General features: G+C 64.7%; 19 protein-coding genes. All 19 read right to left on the bottom strand.

Annotated features, from left to right (window positions below; translation table 11 throughout):
• Positions 1 to 15: 15 nt before the first annotated feature.
• The gene (locus GPA25_RS19125; protein WP_169261996.1) at positions 16 to 438 is read right to left on the bottom strand and encodes a TIGR03757 family integrating conjugative element protein; all 423 of its coding nucleotides are present in this window, start codon (positions 436 to 438) and stop codon (positions 16 to 18) included.
• Entirely contained in the window at positions 435 to 1259 is an 825-nt protein-coding gene (locus GPA25_RS19120) for a DsbC family protein (protein ID WP_169261995.1), read from the bottom strand. The genes GPA25_RS19125 and GPA25_RS19120 overlap by 4 nt, the downstream gene beginning before the upstream one ends.
• Before the next feature lie 351 nt (positions 1260 to 1610).
• The gene (locus GPA25_RS19115; protein WP_169261994.1) at positions 1611 to 3212 is read right to left on the bottom strand and encodes a conjugal transfer protein TraG N-terminal domain-containing protein; all 1602 of its coding nucleotides are present in this window, start codon (positions 3210 to 3212) and stop codon (positions 1611 to 1613) included.
• Between the two features lie 13 nt (positions 3213 to 3225).
• Complete coding sequence (locus GPA25_RS19110; RefSeq protein WP_169261993.1) at positions 3226 to 3576, bottom strand: hypothetical protein; 351 nt, start codon at positions 3574 to 3576, stop codon at positions 3226 to 3228.
• Positions 3573 to 4889, bottom strand: coding sequence for an integrating conjugative element protein (locus tag GPA25_RS19105; RefSeq protein ID WP_169261992.1), 1317 nt, complete (start codon positions 4887 to 4889; stop codon positions 3573 to 3575). The genes GPA25_RS19110 and GPA25_RS19105 overlap by 4 nt, the downstream gene beginning before the upstream one ends.
• A 2-nt stretch (positions 4890 to 4891) precedes the next feature.
• A complete protein-coding gene (locus GPA25_RS19100) occupies positions 4892 to 5422 on the bottom strand; it encodes a hypothetical protein (RefSeq protein WP_169261991.1) in 531 nt (176 codons plus the stop codon).
• Entirely contained in the window at positions 5422 to 8283 is a 2862-nt protein-coding gene (locus tag GPA25_RS19095) for a conjugative transfer ATPase (RefSeq protein ID WP_169261990.1), read from the bottom strand. The genes GPA25_RS19100 and GPA25_RS19095 overlap by 1 nt, the downstream gene beginning before the upstream one ends.
• Before the next feature lie 16 nt (positions 8284 to 8299).
• Complete coding sequence (locus tag GPA25_RS19090; RefSeq protein ID WP_169261989.1) at positions 8300 to 8788, bottom strand: TIGR03751 family conjugal transfer lipoprotein; 489 nt, start codon at positions 8786 to 8788, stop codon at positions 8300 to 8302.
• Positions 8775 to 10247, bottom strand: coding sequence for a TIGR03752 family integrating conjugative element protein (locus GPA25_RS19085; RefSeq protein WP_169261988.1), 1473 nt, complete (start codon positions 10245 to 10247; stop codon positions 8775 to 8777). The genes GPA25_RS19090 and GPA25_RS19085 overlap by 14 nt, the downstream gene beginning before the upstream one ends.
• A 9-nt stretch (positions 10248 to 10256) precedes the next feature.
• Positions 10257 to 11159, bottom strand: coding sequence for a TIGR03749 family integrating conjugative element protein (locus GPA25_RS19080; RefSeq protein ID WP_246265880.1), 903 nt, complete (start codon positions 11157 to 11159; stop codon positions 10257 to 10259).
• Between the two features lie 149 nt (positions 11160 to 11308).
• Entirely contained in the window at positions 11309 to 12073 is a 765-nt protein-coding gene (locus GPA25_RS19075; protein ID WP_169261986.1) for a PFL_4703 family integrating conjugative element protein, read from the bottom strand.
• Positions 12074 to 12086: 13 nt separating this feature from the next.
• Positions 12087 to 12521, bottom strand: a complete 435-nt coding sequence (locus GPA25_RS19070) for a TIGR03750 family conjugal transfer protein (RefSeq protein ID WP_169261985.1) — start codon at positions 12519 to 12521, stop codon at positions 12087 to 12089.
• 8 nt (positions 12522 to 12529) lie between these two features.
• The gene (locus GPA25_RS19065; protein ID WP_169261984.1) at positions 12530 to 12964 is read right to left on the bottom strand and encodes a TIGR03745 family integrating conjugative element membrane protein; all 435 of its coding nucleotides are present in this window, start codon (positions 12962 to 12964) and stop codon (positions 12530 to 12532) included.
• A gap of 82 nt (positions 12965 to 13046) precedes the next feature.
• Entirely contained in the window at positions 13047 to 13277 is a 231-nt protein-coding gene (locus GPA25_RS19060; protein ID WP_169261983.1) for a DUF3262 family protein, read from the bottom strand.
• Positions 13278 to 13288: 11 nt separating this feature from the next.
• Complete coding sequence (locus GPA25_RS19055; protein ID WP_211163220.1) at positions 13289 to 13597, bottom strand: integrative conjugative element protein, RAQPRD family; 309 nt, start codon at positions 13595 to 13597, stop codon at positions 13289 to 13291.
• A gap of 12 nt (positions 13598 to 13609) precedes the next feature.
• Positions 13610 to 14383: a TIGR03747 family integrating conjugative element membrane protein gene (locus GPA25_RS19050; protein ID WP_169261982.1), complete on the bottom strand. Its 774-nt coding sequence runs from the start codon at positions 14381 to 14383 to the stop codon at positions 13610 to 13612.
• The gene (gene traD, locus GPA25_RS19045) at positions 14380 to 16521 is read right to left on the bottom strand and encodes a type IV conjugative transfer system coupling protein TraD (protein WP_169261981.1); all 2142 of its coding nucleotides are present in this window, start codon (positions 16519 to 16521) and stop codon (positions 14380 to 14382) included. Before traD ends, GPA25_RS19050 begins: the two co-directional genes overlap by 4 nt.
• Before the next feature lie 192 nt (positions 16522 to 16713).
• Positions 16714 to 17085 (bottom strand): lysozyme family protein, encoded by a 372-nt coding sequence (locus GPA25_RS24320; RefSeq protein ID WP_246265874.1) that lies wholly within the window; start codon positions 17083 to 17085, stop codon positions 16714 to 16716.
• 212 nt (positions 17086 to 17297) lie between these two features.
• The gene (locus GPA25_RS19035; RefSeq protein ID WP_169261979.1) at positions 17298 to 17774 is read right to left on the bottom strand and encodes an integrating conjugative element protein; all 477 of its coding nucleotides are present in this window, start codon (positions 17772 to 17774) and stop codon (positions 17298 to 17300) included.
• Between the last annotated feature and the right edge of the window lie 11 nt (positions 17775 to 17785).

Genomic DNA, 17785 nt, shown 5'->3' with positions numbered 1-17785 from the left:
GACGCGCCTTGCCATTCAGTGACCGCGCGCCCGCCAGGCGCGATACGTCGTTCGTGCCGCATCCACGTCGGGCACGCCATAGACCACTGCGCGTTGATCGAAGACGATCGCCGGCACCTTCGTCAATCGATAACGCGCGGCGAGATCCAGCGCTCGCGCACCGGCTTCGATGCTTTGCCGGTCTGCGCCGGACAGTGCCGAGAAGCGTTCTTTGGCAAGCGCAGCCGCTTGCTGAGTCGAGGGCGGCAGCCCGACCGACAGCGCCTTCGTCACGCGTTCGATGCTATCCATGTAATGAACGGTTGCGCCGTCGGTGCCGCGAACCTGCTGAGTGGAAAGCTGAAAGACCTCGACGTGCTCGTGGGCGTGGCCGCGCCCCGCGGCGAGCACGGCCAGGAGGAGGAATACGCGAGTGGCGGTGATGTCTGCGCGCTTCATGGCTTGCCGGTAGCCGTGCGCGCGCCGGCGCGCGCCAGGGCCTCTTCGAGTTCCTTGGCGGGCATCGCGCCAAGCACGCGGCGCCCATCTCCGAGCACCATTGTCGGCGTGTTGCGGATCCCGCGCGCGCGGCCGAAATCGACGATGCGCCTGACGACCTGCATCGCCTCTTCGCAGTGCGGCTCGATTTGTTTCGGCACGGGCGCGCCGTCCATGTAGGCTTGCCAGCGCGACTCGCGCACATCCTGTGCGCTGCACCAGGTCGCGACCGCGGCAGGGATCGAATCGGGCGAGATCACTGGATAGGTGAAGGCATAGATCGTCACGTTGTCGAGGCGAGCGAGTGCAGGCTGCATCGAGCGGCACACCGGGCAGGCCGGGTCCTCGAACACGGCGAGCTTGCGCGAGCCGTCGCCGCGTACGGTCTTGAGCGCCAGATCGAGCGGCAAATCGTCGAACGAAATCGCAGCGAGCGCGGCGAGCTTCGCTTGCGTCAAATCCCGCTTCTCGAGCGTGTCGATCAGGCGGCCATCGATGAAGGCATAGCGACCCGTTGCATCGGCGTAGAAGACGTCCATGCCATTCGTCACTTCAAAGATGCCCGGAACGGGCGTCGCAGCCACGGAATCTGGCGTCACCTCGCCGTTTGTGTGGCGGGCGATCGCCGCCTTGATGTCCTGCGCCGCGCCCTCGGGCCCGGCGGCGAAACCGGCCGATGCCGACAGGCCGAGAGAGAGGAGGGCGACGCTTACAACATGGAACATCCGTGGGGTCGACGTTCCACGCACCGCGGCGTATGTTTCACGATGGGCTGTTGGCATAGGATCATTCCTCGTAAAGGAGGGACTATGGACAGAGATGCGCGCGCGAGCGGCACGGATTCCGGGTGGGTGCTCGCCTTGCTGGGCGCTGTGCTGGAGATCATCGGGACTGTGATGTCTGGCGGATCCGGACGTCGGGATTCCCAAGATTTGATATTTGACGAAGATGCAGCGAGTTCTCACCGAGGGCTCTTTGACGGTGAGGAGAGGGCGCGCGCCGCTTACACGATGTATGGTCGCGAACCGGTCACCGCCGGCAGGAATGGCGAGCCAGTGGGCGCCTATTCGGGGGCTCCGATCGTCCACTACTGAGAAGGACATCACGGCGGAAGACGTCATCGTCCTGCCCCCTCAGCGCCTTGCGCTTTTCGCGGCGCCTAAAGTGCGCCCGAATCGACCGACGGTGCCGCCGACCATCCGGGTGCCGGTTTGGCCTGCAGTCATCCCGGCGCCGATCGCGCTTTGCTTCATGGCATCGATGCCATGCATCACGTGTAAACTCGCCCACCCCATCATCCCGCTCCATATCAGGGGCAGGCCGAGATACAGCCCGATGAGCAGGGTGTTGAGCGTCGACCGCTTGAGGGCGGTGTCGAACTCCAGGTGCAGGATGTTGAAAAGCATCGATTCCGCGCCGGGATACATCGCCACCCACAAGTGCTCGTCGAGCCACAGCGCGATGTACCACATCAAGGCCCACGACTTGACCGTGAAGATCGCCAGCGCGCCGAGGAACATCACGTTGAGGCTGTAGCGCCCGAAGACGAGGATCAGCGGCAGGAACATATAGATCCCCATGAGAATCAGGGGCTGGGCGAAGAGCGCGAACTGGATGATCGGAAACCGTGCGGCCTGGGTGTCGATTGCCTTGTTCACCATCCCGGCCATCCCCGCGACATCGGCGGCGGCGCCGCTGAGGGCCTGGAACCAGGCGCGATTGTCTTCGGGGAGCAGTGTCTCCGGCGCCAGGCTGGGATTCGAGCGTCCCATCGCGAGACGCGCAAGGCCGTCCTCGCGCTTGTCGGCCGCGACGGCGCTGAAGAGCACCGCGATTCGCTGCGGCAGGGTCTCGGGCGGAGTGCCGACGATGCCGATGTTGTTGGCGAGGCGCGTACGCAAACCGCTGGATGCGTCGGTCCACCATTCGAGGCAGGTCGGCCGCCCGTGCTGGGGCATCACCGTGTTTGCGTCCATGTCGGCATCCGCGTCGCCAACGTCGAGCGCGAACCCCGGCACCCCCGCTCGCGCGTACAGTGCGGCGTAGAGGTTCGGGTCGGCCTGGAACGCATGGCTGCCGATCCAGTCCGGGTCGGCCTCCCCGTAGCTGGCGAGTGCGGCGGCCGCTTCCGGCGACGCCTCATCCGTGAGATACCGGGAGCGCGCCGGCAGGTAGCATTCGTTGTAGAAGCGCTGCACTTCGGCGCGCATCGTCGGGTCTTCGACGGCGGCGGTTCGCGCGAGCTCCTCGACTTGCCGGAAACCACTCAGGCCGCCCGAGATGCCACCCTTCACCGCATCGTTGAATCCCGCCGACAGACTCATGACGGTGAACCACCATGGCGGCAGGGCGAGCTGCTGCGGCACGCCGTTGAAGGCATCGTCGAACGTGCTGTCGGAACTCGCGCCGGTGGCCGTCACCGGCGCGGCGTTGAGGGTCGTCGCCGGCGGCGTGTGGTGGAGGTTCACGTTCTGCAGGCTGGTGCCGACCGGGGTAAAGCAGAACGCCAGCACGAATACGGCGGTCCAGAACTCGACCTCCATCGTGCGCACCATCCAGGCCGCGTCCGCGCCCTCGGCGCCGTTCATCTGATGTGCATGCAACCAGGTGCCGATCAGGATGAAGAGGAAGGGCAGGAAGATGAGGCCGGTGTCCACGAGCACGTCGCGGATCACGCCGGCGAACGCCCATCCGTACATCGTGGTGAAGAGTTCGAGGTAGCTATCCACGCTCATGGCCGTGCACCTTCTAGAAGAGGCTGAACGGGACGCCCAGGACGACGACGAGTTCGATGACGATGAGCCCTGCGCAGATCCGATGGCGTGCAGCGAGCAGGGCCGCGCGGGCGTCGTCCGGCCAACGCGTCAACCGCCTGACGAGCCACGGCCATGCGAACCACAGGGCGGCGATGGCGAGGCACTGGAGCGCGACGAGATATGGCTTCAGGTGCCGGACACCGCGATGCACCGTGGCCCACTCGTCGTATGTGCCGAAAGCGAAGAGCGCCAGGACCACGAAGGCGACCAAGGCAACGCCGACCGCGACCGGGCGCGCGAGACGGCGCGCGCGCTGCGGCGGACGCAGTTCACGGACGGTCATTTCTTCACCCTGCCGTCGATGACGGGCTTGCGATCGACGGGCGGTTGAACCGAGTTCGCGGCGGATGCGGCGCGCGTGGCCTGGTAGCTGTCGATGAGGGTGGCGGCGGTTTCGGAGATGACGCGTTTACGAACGTTCGACTCGTACAACACGTCGTCGATATGCCGGTTCAGCTCGGCGAGTTTGGACTCGATCTGCGTGTTGGCGGTCTTGTAGACCTCGGGGATCATCCGCCCCGTGAGCAGGAGATTGCGGACGATCAGGGCCTTGTCGACCGTGCGTGCCAGCGCGACGTCCTGTACGAGCCGGTCCTGCGCGATGCGCCGCTCGACCGGCGGCAGTTCGCGGATCGCGTCCACAAGTTCGCGCGTGACCAGCACCCCGGGGGCCGACGCCGCCTTGAGGTCGCTGCCTTTCGGCACGGTAGTTTCGAACAGGGTCTCGACCTGGGTCTTCGTCGTCGGGATCTCGAGTTCGAACTGCTGTACGAGGCCAAGGCCCATCTTCGACTGGGGAGGCAGGCAACTGTTGTCCTTGCAGGTATAAATCTCCAGATCGCCAAGTACGTCGGTCGCATAGGTGGCGGCCTTGTCGGCGGTCGGGAAGGTCTCGGTCAGCTTCGCCGATGCATACGCTGCGCCTGCGGCGGTTGGTGGTTGGCCCATGGTGACGTTGAAGCCGCCATAGATGGTGTCGAAGACGATCCTGATCGGTTTTTGTGCCAGGCCACCGGCCTTTACGCCTCCAAGCCATGTGACGCCATCGTTCCCGTTCTTGACCGCGACGTTCTCCTTCGCAAGTACCACATCTTGGTTCCTAGTCGCCTCCTGCTTCCACGCTTCGCCGCGCGCCATGCGAATGAAATCCTCGTAGGGATCCTCGCCCTGCTTGATCTGCGCCTCCATCTCTTCGCAGCTCTTGGTCGCGAGCTGGATCGCGACCTCGGCCTTCTTCGCGTAGGTCTGGAACAGCTCATACAAGCCGGGGGAGGCGCGCTGGAAGAGGTACATCGGCAGCGCGGCGATGCCGGCCTGAACGGCCTGGGTCATCTGGGTGCCGAGCTGCGCGAACTGGTTCATGAGTTTCTGGAACGACAGTTCGAAATCGTAGGCGCCGCAGGAGTAATTGAGCTTGGCGACGCCGGACAGCCCTAGCTTGTACGGCACGCCGCCCGGGTTCGGCGCGCGCGAGACCGGATCGCCCCCGCCCAAGCGGTAGTACAGGTTCGACCTCGAGCTGGGAATGTCGCCGGCGTGGGACGCGGGCGCCACGCAGGCGACGACGAAGAGCAGGGTCAGACAAGCTTTGCGCATGGTCATGGGTCCTGGCGCGATTGGATGGCGCGGCCGGCGAGGGCGGCGGCGTCCGCGGAGAGGCGGCGGTCGAGGATCTGAACGACGGCGACGTTGTGGTGACGCAGGTGCGCGAGGTATGCGTTCGCCTCGCGGGTATTGGCGACGGTCAGCGGCAGGTGGGTCGCGCTCCAGTCGAGCCAGCGGAAAAGCCGCTCACCGAGACGCGCGCGGGACCGGTCGAGGCCGCTCACGAGGACCACGGATCGCCCGGTCAGAACAACGTTGAGCGCCTCATCGAGGTCGTCGCCCGATACGTCGAGGCCGACGATGCGCCCGGTCACGAAGCTCGGTCCGTCGGCCAGGAGGTCGAGATAGGCGACTTCGTCGGGCTCGCGGGCCGCCTTGGCTCGTGCCCACAGCGCGAAGGCCGCGTCAGGGAGCCTCTCGACGAAGACGAGCCGGTGGCGCCGTGCGCCCAGGCTCTGTGCGACGAGGCGGTCGAGTTGCGCCGCGAGCGTTAGCGCGCCGGCATCGAGGCTCCGCGAATCCATCAGGCGGCCCTCCGCCGGGCGAGTTCCCGGGCAATCGCATAGGCCGCGTCGAGCTCCGCGCCGCCGGTCTGCGACATCAGGTCCTGGCGCCACGCTTTCTCGTGCTTCTCGGTCATCGCGAGGGCGATCGCCAGCGGCGGTGGGACATTGCGGAAGAGCGCCTGCAGCTTCGTGCCGAGGAATACGCCCTCGGTGTACTTCGGCGGTTCCTTGCGCGCCGATTCCATCAGCGCGCGCTGTTCCGGCGTCAGCGTCCGGAAGCGCGCGACCTGCTCGATCTCGTCGCGATCCATCGTCAGCAGGATCCAGTGCTCGCACATGTTGAGCATGCGCGAGGCGGTATCGGGGAAATCCTTCATGTTCTGGGTCGCGAGCCAGAACCAGGCGCCGAGCTTGCGCCACATTTTGGTGATCTTGACGACGTAGAGGTTGAGCAGCGGGTTGGTGGTGACGATGTGTCCTTCGTCGGTGAGGAAGATGATCGGGCGGTGATCGTTTTGGGTCGCCTCGGCCAATGCCTGCACGTGATTGACAAGCGAGGTGTAGGCGACGGCCAACGCATCCTCGTACCCCTCCTGCGCCAGGGTTCCCATCTCGACGATCGTGACGTCGGCATCGGGCCAGGTCGTGCCGTAGCGATTGAAGAGCTTCCCGCGCAATCCGTCGCAGAAGACCATCATCGCCTGCCCCATTTCCTCAGCACGATCACGGCGGGCGCCCCCCAGACTGTCGTCATTGCGCATGTCCATGAGGGCGCGGGCGACGTCCTCGGCCCGAGCATGGCGTTGCTGCTGGTCGCGTGCTCGTTGGGCCGCGGCAAGGATCGCGCGGGCAATCAGATAGCGGTCCGCCCGACTCATCTTGCGTATTTCGACTTCTTCGCCGCCGCTGATCATGAGGGTCGCGGCGATGATCATCTCGCCGAGGATGTCGCGCTTGTTCGGGTCGGCCCCGTCTTCGTCCTCGTCGTCCCGCACGTTTTCGATTGCTTCGGGGTGCGCGCCGAATTCGGGATCGAGATCCGGCGACTGCATCGCTTGGGCCATAGCCTGCTCCCCGTGACTGACAAGGCGAGCGGCCATCGCAAACGGCGGCAAGCTGACGTCGGAATCAGGCGTTAGATCCACCTGGTGCACGCTCAGCCCGCGGGCACGCATATGTTCGCCCAGCAAACCGAAGGACTTCCCGACCTCGACGATGACCAATCGGGGCCGATAGATGGCCATCATGAGCATGGCGAGATAGTTGAGCTTCGCCGACTTCCCCGCGCCGGTGGGGCCCAGCATCAGGAGATGAGCGTTCTTGTTTCGGTCGGCCGGATTGAGGGGGTCGAGAAGAAGCGGTTCGCCACCGCGGTTCCACAGCCAGAATCCTGGATTCCCGGATCCGCGTGCCCGGCCATAAAGCGGTAGAAGCGCAGCAATCTGGGAGGCGAAGGTGAGCCGGGTACGTCGCAGGTGCGTCGCGTCGAAGTGGGGGTCAAAGCACATCGGCAGCCCGCGCAGAAAGACGTCGCAGCCCTGAAGTTCGTCGATCGGTTGAATGAACTTGAGTCCGGACGCGTGCATGGCGGCAGTGATCTCGGCGACTGAGCGTCCCAATTGATTCGTGTCCTCGCCCCGCACGAAAAGTGTCAGATAGAACGGGTAAAGCTTGTCGGTGCGCAGGTTGTCGAGGACTTGGGTCGCTTCCTCGAAGGTGTGGATCGCGTCAATGGTGTTGGCGCGGGAGGCGCTCTTGATCGCCTCGACGCGGCGACGCATCGTGTCCTGCGGGGTGATCACCACCGTCGCCGAGAGCATCGTTCCATCAGGAAGGCGGTCGAAGCGGGCAAACTGCTTGTCGGCATGATGGCGCTCGGCCGTGAAGTGGCCGATCTCGGGCGTCTGGCGCAATGACTGCAGCGCCAACGCGCGCACTGGACGGTCATTGAAGAACCACAGACCGGCCTTTGAATCGGAGCGCGGGGGCGACAGCAACAGCAATTCGCCCAAGTCGATGCCGTCGGCCGCTTTGTCATCGCCCGGATAGGCGCACAAGCGCAGCAGATCTCCGACCGTATCGGCGAAGTCGGGTTTTGGATTGAAGAATGGCAGGAGCCAGGCGTAGAAGTCACACGCGTTCATTGGCCGCCCTTTGACCCCTGCCTGTGCCAGCCCGGAGATCAGCCCGCGGGCGGTTTGCTGCAGCGTCTCGACGGGATCCAGCATCTCCCGGGAGGAGTCGAATCCGGGCGGAAAGCGCCGATAGATTGCGCAACGGACGCGGCGCAGTTGGCCCCTCCAGCGATTTCCCGATACCCCTTCATCTGTAAATAGTCCCTCTGGTCTGGAAACCGTCGCCAGGTGTTCAGCCATCTCGGCGAGGAAGTGCCGCGTGAAATCGCTCTCGAGGATCTGCCGACCGCGGTCGGGTGCTTTCGCATGCACTGTGAGAATGTAGTCGCGCATGCGCTCGATTTCCCATGAGAGATCGGTGTCGTCGTTGCAGAAGAACTGCACCACCCACGGCACCTCGTCGTACTCGGGCAGAGCCTGCAGCGCGGACTGGATTTCCGCACAGCGCGCCTGCAGGTAATGGTCGGTGCGGGCCTCGCTCGGCAGCGGGTCGAGCTCGAATAGGAGCGCGCGTGAGACTCCGTCCTCGAGGACAAAGGTTTGCGTTGCCGGCTCGAAGTCCATCCACGGCAACTGGTCGGTGAAACTCGGCGGGCGCGCGGCCTGCCGCCGCCGGTCGTGAACGCGGAAGGGCCGTCGGCGCAGCCCGGGGTCGGTACCGGACGAGCCCGCCGGGAGGTCCCGCTTGCTGGCTAACTGCTCCTCAAGTGGGGCGAATGTGAGCCTGCGAATCAATCCGAACATGGTCGTCCATCCGTAGTCAGGGTTGTGCGGTCGCTTGGGGGCTTGCCGCCTTGCCAAGTGTCGGTGCAGCGGCAGGCTGGAGCGGTGGTGACGCCGGCCGCGGCGCGTCCGCTTCACCGGGGAGGAGGTACTCGACCCGCTCGTACATCGGGAATGCAGTCACGTAACCGGGGACGGGGTACTTGCCTTGGGCGAGGTGGGGAAACACGACCATGAACAGATCGGGATTCGCGAGGCGGGCGAAGCGGCGCTCAATCTGACGCATCGCCATTTCGCGCACCGGCCCCGGTGACACGTCAGACGACGGTCGCAAGGGAAGCGCTTCGCGCGCCCGATCGCGATCTGCCTCGCCGGCCCGCTCGCGGTAGATCTGCTCCATCGTCGGTCCCGACTGCGGAAGGGGCGAACTTCGCGGGCCGGCGATACTGCAGGCGGTGAGGAGCGCGACGACGGCAAACGGTGCGGGAATTATTCGTACCGCGCGCGCAGCATCAGTCCAGTCCATAGTATTTACCTCGCATGTCGGCGTGCGTGGTCGAGGCGTCGTCGATCCTGCCGTAGTCGAGCTTGCGGGCGTCGGACGACTTGTCGATGGGGATCTCGGTGTCGATGTGCACAACGACTTCGCCGCCGGCGGGCACCACTACGGCGTCGAAAGAGTTGTTGAGGCGGCGCATGATCCAGCTCGTGACTTCATCGACGCCGCCGCTGAGGGACCGACCGAGAATGTAGGTGCCGCGATCGCCGCTTACCCGGCTGGTGGTGGTGCCGAAGACGTTATCCGTCTGGGTTGTTTGGGCTGCCGCGGCAGCCGCGGCAGCAATCGAAAGGGTTCTGAGCCCCACTGCGTCCGTGAGGTGCGCCGGAGCGTTGGTGACGAACTCGCCCGGAATGCAGGGATTGCCGTAGCGGTCCGATATCCAGCCCAGCTTGGGTGCGGCGGCCAGCGATGGCATGTTGCCGCTCGTGCCCCCAGTCGCACCGAAGAGAGGCGTCGTGCCGTTGTTGCGCCGGCTCACCGTGTGAATGTTGCCGTCGTTGAAGACGAACGTCAGCGACTGGATGAGCCCCTCGGCGCACGAGAGTGTCATGTCGCCGATCGCGATACCGGAGACCATCACGCCACTCAGGTTGCGTGGGAGGTAGTGCCCATTCGCAGCCAGGTTCTCGGAACCCAACAGCAGCTTGAACTGCATCGGGTCGGTGACCTTGCCGTCGACGGGAACCCGACCGACGATGGCCGTCATGTTGATGACGCCGGTCAGCGTGGCGTTTTCCGGGACGGTGTAGAAGGGCGTGACGACCGGACCGGCCTTCTTCGGCTTCGCAGGGGCGGCTTGCGCACGCGCGGCAGTAGGCCCAGCAAGAGGCAGCTCGCGCACGACGCCTTCCTTGCCGTCAGTCCCCTTGCCGATCTGATAGCCCAGCGGCAGGACGCGGGTCGCAGATGCCGACGCGATGGCGGTGGTTGAAGCATTCGCGGAGTTAGCGCCGGATCCAGAACCGGCATGCTCGAAGCCGAAACCGGCAGGAAGATTGCCAAGCAGCGGCGAATTGAGCAGCCCTGACGAGGGCGGTTTGCTTCCGGACGGCTCGCGCGCTTTCATGCCTTCCATCTCGGTGAGGAGTTCGGAGCGCAGTTCCCGGTGGAGCTGCTCACGAATACGGTCCTCGCTGCGTTGTTTGCGCGCGTTGTCGTCCCTGAGTCGCCGGTTCTCGTCGACGAGCGCCTGTGTTTGCTCGTTCAGCTTGCTGTACGCCGCCACGACCGTGTTCAACGTTTCCTGCGGCGTGTCGGCATCCGCCCCTTTTTGCGTGGGCGGCAGTGGCGCCTCGGGCACAGTGGCCATTGGCGGCCCGGCCGGTACGCCCGGATCCCGACCTTGCTTGTAGAGGATGAAACCCGTCACGCTCAGGGCAACCGCGGTCAATACGGGAACGAGCTTGTTCTGGGCGATCTGCATGGCGGCGTCCTATCGCCACAGGGCCACGGTGGCGTACGGCCGGTCGGAGATGAGGTACACCGCCGTGGTGTCCGCCTCGGACCCTTTTGGCAACAGCCGCCAATGCTGTGGGGTGGCGGCAATCCAGCGGCCGCGCAGACGTTCCATGTCCAGTTCGATTGGATGCGTGGAGCGGTTCGTGAAGCGGACTGCCGTCACATGGAGGGCGCCACTGGACCACGCGCCCAAGGGCGCGGTCTCAACCTCGCCGCCACGGTACAGGCCCTCCACGGGCTTGCGGTCAACCGGCTCCTGACGCACGCCTGGGAGCGCGGGAATCAGACGGCTCGGGGCGTAGAGGACGTGGGCCGCATAGCGGGTAAGCTGAATCATGCCCACTGCGGGTTCGGGGTTGCCGCGCGCCGCGCTTGCCGCTGCATCGTCATCGTCGGCGGAGGCCTCGTTCGGCAGATGAACCTGAAGAATCGGCCTCACGTCCTTGCCGTCGATCGCTTCGACGTCGAGGGGTAGCTTCGTGCCTCCTTCGATCGCATGGGCGACCAGTCGAGTTCGAGGGACTGGACTGTGGGCGGTCAGGTAAGCGGTGTCCTCGATGATCTGCACCTCGAGGAGGCCCTGGAGGGACGGTGGCACGCCGATCAGCGGCACAAATGGGAACCGCACCAGACGCTCCCGTCCCGGCACAAGAAGGATCTGGACGGGAAGACGGTCGAACAGGACATGCTCGGTATGGCGGCCAGCTGACGTCGGGGCGGCAACGCGGTTTGCGGGTTTGGCTAAGGTAGGCGGTTGGTCACCGTCCGTTTCGGCGGGAGCCGTCGTGCGTCTACCGGGGTCTGCCGGGGGCGTTGCTGGGCGCGACGCAGCTTGGGGCAAGGCGCCGAGGTCAAGCGGCACGCCGCCAAGGGTCATCTGCGGTCCCACGATGGGGGCTACCGGCGGGATTACCTGTGGCATAGAGAGGGCGGGCGCCGTTGGCGCCTGTTGTGCGAATACTGGCAGCATCGCAGTCGCGCATACGCCGAAAACCAGAGAAGCGCGTTGTACTGACGGCATGGCGCTCATTCCTTTGCTTGGGCAGGTGCCACCAGCGGTGGGAGGCTCCCGGCTCCGGGCTGGGCGGGTTGCTCCGGGGCGATGGTCCTGGGCAGGGGCGGAGCAGGGGGCGAGGTTGGACTGGCGGCCGCTTCCAGCGCTTTCGGATCGATCCTCTCCGGATGGCGCCCCGCGAAACAGTTCAAGGCGAGCCCCCACGGATTTTTCTCCCGGTCGATGTCGTAGCGCACGACATGCAGGGGGTAGCGGATGAACGCGTCCTTGACCGGCATTCCGCGCGAGGTTTCCACCAGTTGCGCGTCAACGAGAACGGTCCAGCCGCCGTTTCCATGCTCGGAGACGCGGTTCGCGGTGTATCCGTAGCCCGGAATCTCCATTAGCGCGCGGGTGCGCTGGATCAGCTCGGCGTCGCCTGCCTTGACCCGCATGTCCTGCAGCAGCTGCTCACGGCACGACGGCGTCAGGTAATTCTGCAGGGCGTAGATCTGGGCCGCATAGTCCTTTGAGCCGTCCTTCGCCCATCGATTGACCTGATGCCAAATGTAGAAGCCAAAAGCGTAGACGTTCGGTGCCGGCACCTCCGAGGTGCGCCCCAGCTGAATCGCGCCGCCCCGGGAAAGGTCGGGTGGGATATGCGCGGTGAGATGCGTCTGCGTCGTGCGCCAGCTCACCATGGCAATCAGCAACAGGACGAGCAGTCCTGCGATGAACCAGGATTGCCGACGTATGGTTGCCTGCGCGTTGGCGAGGTTGTTCGTGAAGGGCGACATGGGCTCTCCGGACTCAACGAGTGCGTGGGCGGGACGACCGCGGCGCGCGCGCCGGAAGGAGCGTGCGGCCGATGTCCCAGGCGCCCGAATGGGTGACAAACCCGGATCGGATGAGATGCACGGAGGCTGCCCAATGCAGGAGCAGATGCAGGTAGTAGTGATCCGGCCGATTGCGTTTGAGCTTTGCCATCTGGCCCGCCGCAAGCCAGACGGTTGCGATGGGACCGGTGGCGATGATGAGCACGGCCACCGGCAGCTGATGGACGGCAAGCCCAACCAGGCTGCCGACCGGAAACCAGACAAGGACGGCCAGCCCGATGGCCCACTTCGATTCGGTGGACGAAAGCCCCTTGATGATCGGGGGTTCCGCGTTCACTCGATCCGGCAGAGGCGCGGTGTTCGGCCCTGAGGGCACGTCTTGAGGGGCCATGGGGCTCGCGGATTCCATGACAGCCCCTAGTCGATGATGGTCGCTGCTTCGTTGAGGAGATACACCATGAGAACCAGCACCACCGCCCCCACGACGGCGAGGACGCCAAGGTCACCGAGTTCCGCCCGTCCAATACGGTACTCATTGAACTTCGCAATGCCTCCCGCAGCGACCGCGATGAAGCCAAGTGTCGCGATGATCAGGCCGAGGACGATCAGCCCGTTCTTGAAATACTGCTTGCCGATTTCGATGTAATCGCCCGAGGCGGCGCTGCCCGCCTGCACCGCCGTCGGCAGTTCGGCCAGAGCCGGTTCGACGACGAATACGGCAGCGAGGATCGCAACCATGAGCGGCGTGGCGCGAGGGATCGTCGTGGGCGAGCGCCACTGAAGTGCCAAAGCGCTGGCCGCGCGATGGATCGTTCGGCTCAGCGCGCCCGAATGGTAGGTGAGACGTTTCATGATTCCCTCCGGAGGTTGAAGAGGCGCCGCGCCTTGGAAAAACCAGCAGACCTGCGGCCTTGCCTGCCGGACTGGCCGCGATCTAGGTCAGCAAATAGATCAGCAGCAAGACGATGATCAGTACCCGCAGCTTGTAGAAGAACAGCATGGGTAGACGGCGAGAGTCGTGAAGCCCCTCGATGCCCAGCCGGCGAACCATGTCCGCGGCCCAGAGCACGCCGACGGCGACGACGAGCATCGCAACGACGATGGCGATGTCGCCCGGAGAAACCCCCGCCGAGTTCGAGAACGCCTGCATTTGTTCCGAAGTCATGACCGGTCCCGTCAGCGGCGGTAGTCGCCCTTGAGCGGTTCGATTGGTCGCGGCTGTCGAGGCGCGTTGAGATGCTCTCTGATCCCGAGACGGATCAGATCCAGATCGCGGGCGAGATCGTCGTACTGGAAGCGCACCCTGGCGAGCGTCGGGGCGTGCGCCTTCGCGGCGCGCACCTCCTCGCCAAGGAGCGCGATTTCATGTTCCAGGCGCGCGAGGTTTTCGCGCTCGGAATCCTCGTCTGCATGCACCGGCATGACGGCGAACGCGGCAGCAACGGACAGCGAAGAGAGGAACAGTGGGCGTAAAAATCGGGGCATGACGAGACTCCTTCACAGGTACTTCTTGAAGGTGGACGCGGTGGTGGAGACGGAGGCGGCGACGAGAATCGCAAAGATCAGCACGAGATAAGCCGGGTTGAACCCCCCGAACGGCCACGCCAGGTAGGCCGTGAATCCGGCGGTCAGGAACCACCAGGCGAAGCGCTTGCTGTGGTGATAGACGAAGGAAGATTCGCGCCCGCCGGACCACTTGCGCAGATCGCGACGCACCAGGCCATCGATGAGGCCAAGGAGGATGGCCATCGCGAATGCCGGCAGCGCGTAGAAGGCGACGGCCATTCTGATCACGGTGTCCTGCGCGACATAGAGCGAAATCTCGACCCAGCGGCCGGCTTCTCTGACGATGCGCCGGGCAGTCCGTGCTTGAGGTTTGCTCTCCGCACCGGGATCGATCGCATTCGCGTGGGCAATGAAAAGCGGGGCATGAAGCCACACGTAGGGCCGCGTAACGAGCTCGGCAAGATCGCGGGCGAAAACCACGGTGTCCTCGACCATGAGGGATCGCGGAAAACCGTGGATGTAGTCGAAGTCTTCCGCGACGGCTCCCCGCGCACGGCTGATCCCTTCGCCTTTCCAGAACGTATAGTCGCCGGCGATTGTCAGCGCGGTGCCGAACACCCAGGAGGTAAAGGTTGCGAAGAGCAGCCCCACGATCAAGTCCGCGCAACTGCTGAGCGGTCCTCGCGAACGCACGTCACGCGGCGCGGAGGAGGCCGGTGCTGTGGACGAGCGAGGTGACGAGGTCGATGACGCAGTGGCACTCATGCTGCAGCCTCCCCATCGTCATTTCCTGCCGAGTCGCCCACGGTGAAACCGAGCGGCGCGACGAGCCCGACGGGCATGTCCTTCAGCCAGTCGGTCTGGGCGGACCAGTGTTCTGACGTACGGTATTTCGCTCGCATCTGGTTCGCGACGTCCTGCAGGGACGGCGGGACAAAGCGATCGTTTGTGGGGTCGGGAAGCGGGAAACGGAGCTTGAATAGGCGGTTGCCCTCGAGCAGCGCGAAGGCCTGCCCCTGCGGGAGTGCCATGATGTCGGACGGCGACACCATCGGAACCCGCTGGGTGGATAGGCGATCCTCGTTACGCGAGGTGAAGTCCGTCGCCGTGGACCCGTCGGTGTCGCTCACACCCGTCACAACCATCAGATGTTGGACGTCGACCTCGGGTAGCTGGCTGCAGAAGAACTCTGCCGTGCCCGGGTCCTTGACCCGCAGCATGATGATGTTGTTGAAGTTGCCCAGGACCTGGCGGGCTTTTGCCGCGTCGCCGAGTTTGGCTTCGATGTCCGGAATGGTCTGGGTGTAGGCCGTGATGCTGAAACCGGATCCGCCCAGCTTGTTGACCATCGGGACGAACTCCGGCCCCGCGATTTCGTTGACCTCGTCAAAGTGGCAGGCCACTTCGGGCAGCACGATCTTGCCCTCGGGATGATGGGGGTCGAGGCCCGTCTTGTAGAGCTTGCCGCCTACGCTGACGAGATCGGCCAGCATGGAATTGCCCACCGCTGCGGCGACTGTGGCATCGGAGAGGGCGTCGAGTCCCACGTACACGATGCCGCCCTGGCGGATGATCTGCATCCAGTCGAAGATGGGGCGGGTGTCGGCCGGATCAAAATAGTCAGGCGAAATCAGCTTGCCGACGGGACCGGTGGTGAGCTTCTCAAGGAACGGCCCGAGCGAGGCGACGATCTTCTCGAAGAAGCTGCGTTCGTAGCGCACCGCAGTCGCCAGACCCTGCAACACGGCATCGGGCAACTGCAGGTCCTTCAGCACATGTACGAGCGCCACCAGATGTTGGCTGCGATCCTGCAGAGCACGTGGAACAGTGATCTGACGCTTCTCGATTTGGGTCTGGACCTTTTCGAGTTGCAGTTCCCAGTCCTCCGGACCCTGCATTCTGAGAATGTGGGTGGCGTATCGGAGGAAGAGCGGTTCGATGTCCGTGATGTCGCGCAGCAGCAGGTCGTAGGTCGGCACCTGCCCCAGTGCGACCTGGGCCTGAGCGACGAGGTTGGTGAATCGCCACGCGAACTCCTTGAAGGCCGCGGAGTTCCCGCTCGAAGGCAGAGGATTGGTGGTGCGGTTGGCGACTTCCGTGATACGGGCGAAGTTGCCGATGCCGTTGTAGCGCGCGGAAATGTCCGGGTAGCCCAGGTGGAAGAGGTAGAGATGATCCATCCGGCCGGCACGGGCCGCTTCTGCATAGACGCGCAACATGAGTTCCGCATCGCCCTTGGGATCAATGACGATTACCACTTTCCGGTCGCGAATGTCCTGCGTGACCAGGAGCTCCATGCCGCGCGTCTTGCCGACGCGCGTCGTGCCCAGCCACAGGAGATGTCCCGGGCGATGCTTCTGACCTAACGTAACGTGGACTTCCTTCGGCTCGACGCCGTGAAGAATGGGGGTGCCGCCAAGATCAGGAGGTTCGGCCAGCGGATTCCACCAGCGCGGTGCGGTGAGTGCTGCGGCGAGGGGCTTGAGAGGCGTGCGCCGCAGGCCCCGCAGGGTCATGCGCGTTGCGGTAATCAAGACGCCTGGAACGAGATACGGCTGTGCTTCCGGTCGGGCCGCGTCCATTCGGCGTTGGGTATGCTGCTGCCCCCATGCAAAGCCTTCGCCCAGGTACAACTTGCCCGGTATGCGGGGCAGCTTGTGCGGCGCGACCGCGGTGGTCTTGTAGCGCGTGAGCCCATACTGGTAGCGCCATACGCGCCAGGCCTGCTCTCCGCGTAGTCCAGCGAAACCGAAGGCAAGGAGGGCGGCGACAATCCCAAGGTTGGGCGGCATCATCAGCACCCACGGCGCGACCAAGGCAACGAGTCCGCACGAAGCGGAAGTCGCCGCGCTCCAGATCTCGATCGGTGGCCGCAACCAGGCCTCGATGACGCCGCGGCTCATTTTCCGGTCTTTGAAAAAGGACGCACAACCACCGTCGTGGGCAGGGAGGAGGCCCGGTGGGATTTGAACGATGGTCGTGCAGAACCCGCCATTGCAGCGGGGGAGGAGCCGCGAGAGGTGCGGCGGAGGATCACCGGGGGAACGGTGATCGGAGCGGGAACGGTGAATCTGCTGAACGCGAGAAGGACGGTGTTACACATGTTCGATCCTCGCGATGTGCGCAAATACGGAACGCGCATAGTTATCGGCGCGGCCTTGATCGGTTGGGTTGTGATAGCTCCCCACGGCGTCAAACCAGTTCGATGTGGCGGCCCGCTGCTCCAGAAGAATCGAAGCCGCAACGGTCAGGTTGTGCCAGGGATCGAGGGCCAGGGGAGGGGTGCGCAACTTTTCAGAGTGGTAGCGCCAGTTGACCTGCATCGCGCCGCAATCGACGTTGCGCACCCCCTGCGCGAGCACGTACCGAAGGTCGGCGACCGCTTCCGCATAGCTCGTGTAGCGGCGAGGGACCGCGCGTACATTGAGCGTCCACGGCCAGGGAAGGGCCAAGGTTTTCCACACCATGACCGATTCCTGTATGGCCACGCCGTAGAGGATCGTTGCCGGCAGACCAAGCGATTGAGCAACCTGTCGGTACGCCGGCGGGATGGGGGGGTAGGTGCGTCGTTGGCTCCTGGCATCACTTCGCGCGTATGACAAAGCGGGGGCTGCGAGCAGGACAAGGGCGCATGGCGCCTTGGCAAGGAATGCCCGCCGCGGAATAGGCGTGTGCGTAGTCATTCGCGGTTGCCTCCCGGCGTGAAGAACCAGTTCGGCAGGACCTTGCCCTTTGCGCTAGCCGGTCGGAGACCGGAGAAGTCCACCACCTTGTCGTGCGGATAGAGGCGCCGCATGGCTTCGGTGCCAGCCCGTTGCCATGCGAGGACGCGCTCGGCGTCGTCGTGTAGCAGCCTTGCGAAGAGTTCGCCGTACCGCGTGCGCTCTGCCTCAGAGCGGGCGTGGACACCCAGCACTTCAACAGGACTGATGCGGGGATCGCTGAAGGCACCACGAGGGCCGCGCATGAGGATTCGGGCGCGGCGCAGCTCTTCCACGGTGATGCCCCAGTAACCCGCCTCCAGTACATCGGTGCTGGATACGCTCGTTTCGGATGTGGCCGCGGACGTCTTGTCGGTGGTGCTGCGGCGGGTGGCGGCCACTTCGGTCGTCACAGTATCCACGGCGCCGACGTCTGCGAGAACGAGAAGCAGCATGAGTGGAAGAA

The sequence above is a fragment of the Aromatoleum diolicum genome (genome assembly GCF_012910955.1).
Lineage (GTDB): Bacteria > Pseudomonadota > Gammaproteobacteria > Burkholderiales > Rhodocyclaceae > Aromatoleum > Aromatoleum diolicum.
This window is presented reverse-complemented; position numbering and strand designations above follow the sequence as displayed.